The 7,652-nt window shown below is 69.5% G+C and carries 4 protein-coding genes and 2 pseudogenes; 3 read left to right on the top strand and 3 right to left on the bottom strand.

What is annotated here, in order from left to right; genetic code table 11:
- Nucleotides 1–488 precede the first annotated feature (488 nt).
- Together AB1460_RS34645 and AB1460_RS34640 are read right to left on the bottom strand one after the other, a co-directional pair.
- Nucleotides 489–1,713 (bottom strand): annotated as a pseudogene (locus AB1460_RS34645) (IS110 family transposase).
- A gap of 397 nt (nucleotides 1,714–2,110) precedes the next feature.
- Nucleotides 2,111–4,402, bottom strand: a complete 2,292-nt coding sequence (locus tag AB1460_RS34640; RefSeq protein WP_368966577.1) for an MMPL family transporter — start codon at nucleotides 4,400–4,402, stop codon at nucleotides 2,111–2,113.
- Between the two features lie 289 nt (nucleotides 4,403–4,691).
- Between AB1460_RS34640 and AB1460_RS34635 the strand changes: the two genes are divergently transcribed.
- Nucleotides 4,692–5,327 (top strand): TetR/AcrR family transcriptional regulator, encoded by a 636-nt coding sequence (locus AB1460_RS34635; RefSeq protein ID WP_368966576.1) that lies wholly within the window; start codon nucleotides 4,692–4,694, stop codon nucleotides 5,325–5,327.
- A gap of 310 nt (nucleotides 5,328–5,637) precedes the next feature.
- Nucleotides 5,638–5,976 (top strand): hypothetical protein, encoded by a 339-nt coding sequence (locus AB1460_RS34630; RefSeq protein ID WP_368966575.1) that lies wholly within the window; start codon nucleotides 5,638–5,640, stop codon nucleotides 5,974–5,976.
- Here the strand turns inward: AB1460_RS34630 and AB1460_RS34625 are convergent.
- Nucleotides 5,973–6,305 (bottom strand): integrase core domain-containing protein, encoded by a 333-nt coding sequence (locus AB1460_RS34625; RefSeq protein ID WP_420497446.1) that lies wholly within the window; start codon nucleotides 6,303–6,305, stop codon nucleotides 5,973–5,975. The genes AB1460_RS34630 and AB1460_RS34625 overlap by 4 nt on opposite strands.
- A gap of 20 nt (nucleotides 6,306–6,325) precedes the next feature.
- Between AB1460_RS34625 and AB1460_RS34620 the strand changes: the two are divergent.
- A pseudogene (locus AB1460_RS34620) lies at nucleotides 6,326–7,537 on the top strand (IS30 family transposase); the annotation flags it as partial.
- Nucleotides 7,538–7,652: the final 115 nt, after the last annotated feature.

Below are 7,652 nucleotides of genomic sequence, written 5' to 3'. Positions count from 1 at the left end.
CCGAAGCCGTCCGTCTGCTGCGCCGCCGGCTGTCCGACGTCGTGTTCACCGCCCTCCGCGCCGACGCGCGCAGCCACACCGCACCGCCCTCACCGGCGCCCGCAGATGACCGTCAGCTCGCGGCTTGACATAGGAGTCGTCCGTGTCCCCGGGGGACGCCTCGCGGGCGTGAAAATGACGTCGGGGGTCTTCGCCGACACCGCGTGATGTTTGGGACCTGAGCCCGCATAGGAGTCTGGTGAGGCGGCCGCCCGAGGGGCCTACGCACTGTGCTTCGAGCACGCCGTTCAGCCTCTGTCCGGCGCTGTTGCATCCGGCGGGGCCGGGAGATCTTGACCGAAAATCTTCCTGTTGGAGGACGCCCAATCCGGTCGCTGGAGCACCGTCGACCTGCCGACCGAGCCCCACGAAGGCTCAGCTACGGGAAGATCTGCGGTCAAGATCGGCTGGAGTCGCCGGATGCAACAGACATCCCATGTTTTTGGATGTCAAGCGGCGGCGTCGAGTGTGACTTTCTGTGGCCATGCGGTTGCCTCGTTGTAGAGGGTGCGGGTCTTCAGGCAGCCGTGGAGGATGCCGACGAGGCGATTGGCGAGCTGGCGGAGCGCGGCGTGGTGGCCGGCGCCGCGGGCACGGATCTGGTCGTAGTAGGCGCGGGCGCCGGGTGAGGCTCTCAGGGCGCAGAAGGCCTGCTGGTGCAGGGCGTCTGCGAGCCGGCTGTTGCGGGCGTAGCGGGCCATCACGACCGTCTTCTTCCCGGAGGCGCGGGTGATGGGGCTGGTCCCGGCATAGTTCTTCCGCGCCTTCGCGTCGGCATAGCGCTTCGGGTCATCTCCGAACTCGGCGAGCACCCGGGCGGCGAGGACTGGTCCCAGGCCGGGCTGGGAACGGGAGGATCTCAGCGTCCGGGTGCTGGCCAAAATGGGCACCGACCTGCTCACCGAGCCGGTCGATCTCGATGTTGAGCGCGCTGATCAGCGTGGTCTGGGCGCGCACGACCGCGCCGTAGGCAGCGGCCGTGGCGTGGCGGACCGGCAGCTGACCGGCCTGGAAAGCGGCCCGGATCCTGCGTGCCTTCTCCGCGATGTCGTGGCGGCGGGCCCGCTTGAGAGCGGCGGAGATCTGCGCGACGGTCAGGCGTCGGGCCAGGTCCGGAGTCGGTGTCTTGGCGAGTAGCTCCAACGTGTCGGCGGCGGCCAGGTCGTCGAAGGCCGCCACCGCGGCGGGGAACGACTCGACGAGTGCGGCGCGCAGCCGCAGGACCTGGCGCGTGCGATCCCAGATGAGCGTCTGATGCGCCCGCGCGGTGACCTTCACCGCCTCGGCCAGGTCACCGTCGCCGGCGACCTGGCGCAGCTGGTGGCGGTCGGTGCGAACCATGTCCGCGAGCGCGTGAGCGTCACCCGCGTCGCTCTTGGCCCCGGACGTGGAGTACCGCTCCCGGTAGCGGGCCGCCTGCAGCGGGTTGATCGCGATCACCTGGTAGCCCGCCGCGACCAGCGCTGACACCCACGGACCGCGATCCGTCTCGATCCCGACGACGACCTGGTCCGGGCCGGCGTCCTCGGCCAGGTGCGCACCGACGAGCTCGTGTAACCGAGTGATCCCGACCAGCCCTTCCGGCAGCCGCGCCTTCACCAGCCGCCGACCGGTCTCGTCCTGCACCTCCACATCGTGATGATCTTCCGCCCAGTCGTCCCCGACAAACAACACCCAAGCCTCCTCCGCGCCGGCAGCACAACCAGCAGCCCACAGGAGATCGGCCACGCCCTCATGGTCAAATGGTCACGTCACGATCGACGGCCACGACATCCCATCGGTAGTTCGCTCTCCCGACCACCGGCAGGGGCACGGTCTGTTGCTAGAGCTCGCAGGCCCTGTGCCCAAGAGTGCTCACCCACCGGCGGCTACCGGCACCGAGCCTGCCGTATCGCGACCCGGTACGTCCCATTAGTGCCCGCACGCGAGGGCGGGCAGGGTGGCGTGGGCAGCCCGCGATCACACCCGGTCGAGGCACGAAGATCCGGGCTAGGTGAGGGGTGCGGGAGTGGCCGGCGAACGGCCGGCGCTCCGCCGTGTCGGCGGGCGCCGGCCGTTTGTCAGCGCTGGCTCATCGGACGGGTTGGTCTCTGGCGGTGGTGGCCTGCGTGGCCCTCTGCGCGGGGGACCCGCGCTGTGCCGGGGGAGAGGTCGCGCCGTCGGGCGCGAGTGCCGGGTTGTGGTCGCCCTCGCCGGTCGCGGGAGCCGGCTTGAGAAGTTTCTTTCCTTCGACGTCGATGTCGGGCAGGTGCCGGTCGAGCCAGCCCGGTAGCCACCAGGCCCGGCGGCCGAGCAGCGACATGACAGCGGGCACGAGGGTCATCCGCACGATGAAGGCGTCGACGAGGACGCCGAACGCGAGCGCGAAACCCATCGACTTGATTATCGCGTCTTCCGAGAGGATGAACCCGGCGAAGACGCTGATCATGATGATGGCGGCGGCTGTGACGACGCGGGCGCCGTGCCGGAAACCGCTGATGACGGCGTCGTCGGGCGCGAGTCCGTGGACGAACTCCTCGCGCATGCGGGTGACGAGGAAGACCTCGTAGTCCATCGCGAGACCGAACAGCACCCCGATGAGGAAGATCGGCAGGATGCTGACGATCGGCCCGGTGCTGTCGACGCCGAGCAGGTCCGCCAGCCAGCCCCACTGGAACACGGCGACGACCGCGCCGAAGGTGGCGATCACGCTGAGCAGGAACCCGGCGGTGGCCTTGAGGGGGACGAGGAGGCTGCGAAACACCAGAACGAGGAGCACGAACGCCAGGCCGACGACGACGACGAGGTAGGGGATCAGCGCGTCACCGAGCTTCTCCGAGACGTCGATGGTCACCGCGGTCTGACCGGTGATCGAGGTTGTGGCGCCGGTCGCGGCCGCCAGGGCCCCGGACTGGCCCCGGATGGCGTGGACGAGGTCCTCGGTGGCCGGCTCGCTGGGACCCGAGGTCGGGATGACCGAGAGCGTGGCGGTGTCGCTGGTCTCGTTGAACGTCGGTTCGCTGACCGCGGCCACACCGGGCAGGCCGGTGACGGTCGCGGCGACCTTGTCGGCGGCGGCCTTCGGGTCGGGACTGCCGGCGCCGTCGACGACGAGAAGCAGCGGTCCGTTGAAGCCGGGTCCGAATCCGGCGCTGAGCTGGTCGTAGGCCTTGCGCTGGGTGGTGTCGGACGCGGCGGTGCTGTCGTCGGGCAGCGCGAGGCGCAGGTCGGTGGCGGGCACGGCGGCCAGGCCGAGCGCGAAGACCGCGACCACGACCGCCGGCCAACGCCGCCGCACGGCCAGGCGCGCCCAACGTTCGCCCATGGTCGGTGGGGTGCTGTCGTTTTCCGGGTCGGGGGTGCGTAGGCCGGGGATCCCGCCTCCGACGATCCGCTGGCCCGCGAAGCCGAATACGGCGGGGAGCAGGGTGAGCGCGATGACAACGGCCACGGCCACGGTGCCGGCGGCGGCGAGGCCCATCGCGGTCAGGAATGGGATGCCGACGACGGCGAGCGCGGCGAGCGCGATGACGACGGTGAGGCCGGCGAACACGACCGCGGAGCCGGCGGTGCCGACCGCGCGGCCGGCGGCTTCCTCGCCGTCCAGACCCTCCGACAGCTCGTGGCGGTAGCGGGAGGTGACGAACAGGGCGTAGTCGATGCCGACGGCGAGTCCGAGCATCAGGGCGAGGGTGGAGGTGCTGGAGCTCAGGTCGATGAACCCGGTGGCGATCTGGATGGTGCCGATGCCGATCATCACGCCGAGCAGGGCGGTGAGCAGCGGCAGCCCGGCGGCGACGAGGGATCCGAAGGTGATGACGAGGGTGACCGCGGCGACCCCGAGACCGATGATCTCGGTGGCGCTCTGCTCGGGCAGTCCCTCGACCGCGCTGCCGCCGTACTCGACCTTGATGCCGGCGTCCTCGGCGGTGTCGGCCACGGCGAACAGCGCGTCACGTGCCTCATCGGTGACCTCGGCGGACTGCACCGAGAACGCCACCTGGGCGTAGGCGGTACGCCCATCCGTCGACACGCCGTCCTCAGTGAACGGATCGCTGACCTGGGTGACCTGTGGCACGTCGGTGAGTTGGTCGACGACCTCGCCGATGGCCTGTTCGCGGCCCGGATCGGTGAGCGCCCCGTCGGGAACGGTGAAGACCACGCGGGCGGTCGCCTTGTCCGCCCCGACGGCGGGCATCCGTGCGTCGAGGAGATCGATGGCCTGCTGGGACTCGGTTCCCGGGATGGAGAACTCGTCCGAGGTCTGGCCGGACAGCGTTGCCGCGCCGACACCGACGAGGGCGAGCGCCACGACCCACAGTGTTACGACCAGCCGGCGACGGCGGTACGCCGTGCGACCCAGCCGATAGAGATAGGTGGCCAACGGATCTTCCCCTCGGGATGGAGGCACAGCAGTGCCCGGAGAACGGTGACGGCGGAGCCATCCAACTAGCCGGACGGCCGGTCATTGCGACCTGCAGACTAGACGATCGGCTAGTGAAGGACAAGCCTTCCGTAAAGGGAATCGCTTGTCGTACGGCTAGCAAGGTCCTTTACATCGGCTAGAGTGAGTGCGCCAGTTCTCCGTGCAGCGACGAGCTGTCGACCGCGGGGACGAGGAGTCCGAGGCATCGCTTCCTACCCAGCGCGGGAGAAAAGAGGAGGTCAGGGCGGTGACAGGACAGCCGGAACCGGCGATGGTCCAAGGTGGAACGGGAAGGGACAGGCTGCTCGCGGCCGCGTTGGGGCTGTTCGCCGAGCACGGGGTGAGCGGTACGTCACTTCAGATGATCGCGGATGCCCTCGGCGTGACGAAGGCCGCAATCTACTATCACTTCAAGACCAAGGGTGAGATCGTCCTGGCGCTCATTGGTCCGGTTCTCGAGGAGCTAGCCGCGCTCGCCGACGAGGCCGAGCGGAAACGCTTCCGGGGCGCGCAGATCGACACGCTGCTGACCGGCCTGGTCGATCTGGTCATCCGGAACCGGTCCCTGTACGCGGTACTGCAGGGTGACCTCGCCGTCGCTCAGATCATCGAGCAGCATCGCGCGCACCCCACCATCGGAACACGCATCATCGCGCTGCTCGTCGGCCCTGACTCGGAACCCGGCGCGTTCGTCGCCGCGAACATGTTGCTCGGTGGTCTGCGCGACGCCGGTTTCGCCCCCGGTGTCCGGGACTACTCCGACGCGGACCTGCGCGGATACATGCTGGAGTCCGCCCGCCGCCTCATCCGCTACCGGCGCCCCAGCACCCGGGACACCAGACTTCGTCCTGTCGCCGAGTTCACCCGAGCTCGCCGGCCCTGAAGAAGCTGCGTTCAGAACCGGTGATCTGTGACGTTCCGTGACTGGTGGACCGGTCGGTGGAGCCGGGCGTCGCGGGTCGATAGGGGCCGAAGTTGGCCACGTTGGCTGGGCTTCTGGTGATGTTGGTGGTGTGAGATGGACTCTGGGGGCAACGCCCGGCGGGGGTTCCGCAGCCGACGTAGGACGCCGACCTCTGGACCTTCATCACCCTCATGGCCCGCCGCCTCGCCCTGTGGGGTGTCAGAAGTCGGCCTGGGCCTGTGAGCTGGGGAGATGCGGCCGTATGGGGCCGGCGGGATGATGGTCAGCTATGTCGATCCGCTTGCTCTATCTGATCTTCGCTCGGGTGTGCGGCTGGCTGGTTCTCCTCGGCGGTTCGTCGGCGTCCAAGAACATCGAGCTGCTCGTGTTACGGCACGAGGTCGCGGTGCTGCGCCGTACCCAGTCCAAGCCCCGGTGGGACTGGGCGGACCGGGCGGTCCTCGCCGCACTCATGCGACGCCTACCCAAGACGCTGCGAGCCCACCGGCTGGTCACCCCCGGGGACCGTCCTGCGGTGGCACCGCCGTCTGACCTCACGGACATGGACCTACCCGCGGCGGACGGGGCGACCTCCAGTGAACCGCCCCGGGAAGGTTGGAGGCTCTAGGTTGTGACTGTGACCTGGGGTTTCTGGGCTGTCAGGTAGTAGTTGGCTTCGCATTCGACTGGTGGGATGTGGCCTATCTCACCATGTAGGCGTCGGTGGTTGTACCAGTCCGCCCATTCGGCGGTGGCCAACTCGACCTCGGGCAGAGTTCGCCAGGGCCGCCGCGGTTTGATCAGTTCTGTCTTGTACAGGCCGATGGTCGATTCCATCAGTGCGTTGTCCAGTGCGTCGCCGACCGTGCCGATGGAGGCCGCGATGCCGGCTCGGTCCAGGTGCTCGGCGAGCGTGAAAGACGTGTATTGGGCGGATTCAACTGGTCGTCGCAACACCTCGATCCGGAGGTGTGGGAATGGGACGGCCAGCGGACTGGACCGAGACGGTCACAGGGCGGGCGGGGATGCGGTCGCCGGGGCGACCGCCTGAGGCGCGCCGCGAGCATCAGCAGCAGTTCTGGGCGGCGATCGCACGTGGCCTGAGCAGCGAAGATGCCGGTATCGAGGCCGGCGTGTCGCCGGCGGTCGGGAGCCGGTGGTTCCGGAAGTGTGGCGGGATGCCCCCTTCGGACTTCCCTGTACCTTCGGGCAGGTATCTGTCGTTCGCGGAGCGGGAGGAGATCGCTCTGGGTCGTGCTCGCGGGGACAGCGTCCGCCAGATCGCCCGGGGTCTGGGCCGGCCTGCGTCGACGGTGTCGCGGGAGCTGCGGCGTAACGCCGGTACCCGGTGCGGGACGCTGGTCTACCGGGCCACGCTCGCGCAGTGGCATCGCGACCGTCGGGCCGCCCGGCCCAAGACCGCCAAGCTCGTAGGCAACGAGCGGCTGCGTGACTATGTGCAGGAGCGGCTCGCTGGGCCGGTCCGCCGTGGTGACGGCACGGTGGTGCCTGGCCCGTGGACGGCGCCGTTCACCGGCAGGAACAAGCCCCGCCGCCAGGACCGCCGCTGGGCCAGGGCGTGGAGTCCGGAGCAGATCTCTCGCCGGCTGGCGGTCGACTTTCCCGACGACCCGACGATGCGGATCTCGCACGAGGCGATCTACCAGGCCCTTTACATCGAGGGGCGGGGGGCGTTGCACCGTGAGCTGGTCGCCTGCCTGCGCACGGGCCGGGCTCTGCGGGTGCCACGCGCGCGGGCCGGGCGGCGCCGCGACGGCATGGTCACCCCCGAGGTGCGGATCAGCGCCCGGCCGGTCGAGGCCGCCGACCGGGCGGTCGCGGGGCACTGGGAAGGAGACCTGATCATCGGGTTGAACCGGTCCGCGATCGGCACCCTGGTCGAGCGCACCACCCGGTTCACTCTCCTGCTGCACCTGCCACGCATGGACGGCTACGGTGATCAGCCGCGGGTGAAGAATGGTCCGGCGTTGGCGGGCCGTGGCGCCGACGCTGTCCGGGAGGCGATCATACAGGCGTTCGCCGTGCTGCCCGAGCAGCTGCGTCGCACGCTGACCTGGGACCGCGGCAAGGAGATGGCCGGGCACGCCACGCTGACCGCCCGCACAGGGCTGGAGGTCTACTTCGCGGACCCGCACAGCCCCTGGCAGCGCGGCACGAACGAGAACACTGTGAGTGTCGGTGGCAGCCCGACCCGGGTTGATCGGCCAGGCTGAGGCCGACGGTGAGAGGTGACTCCCGAGAACACTGGCCGCTCGTGGGCGTGCCTGTCGTTTGACCTGTCCC

This window comes from Parafrankia sp. FMc2, from assembly GCF_041008525.1.
In the GTDB taxonomy this organism is placed as follows: Bacteria; Actinomycetota; Actinomycetes; order Frankiales; family Frankiaceae; genus Parafrankia.
Note: the sequence above shows the minus strand (reverse complement) of the source record. Positions and strands in the feature narration are given on the sequence as shown.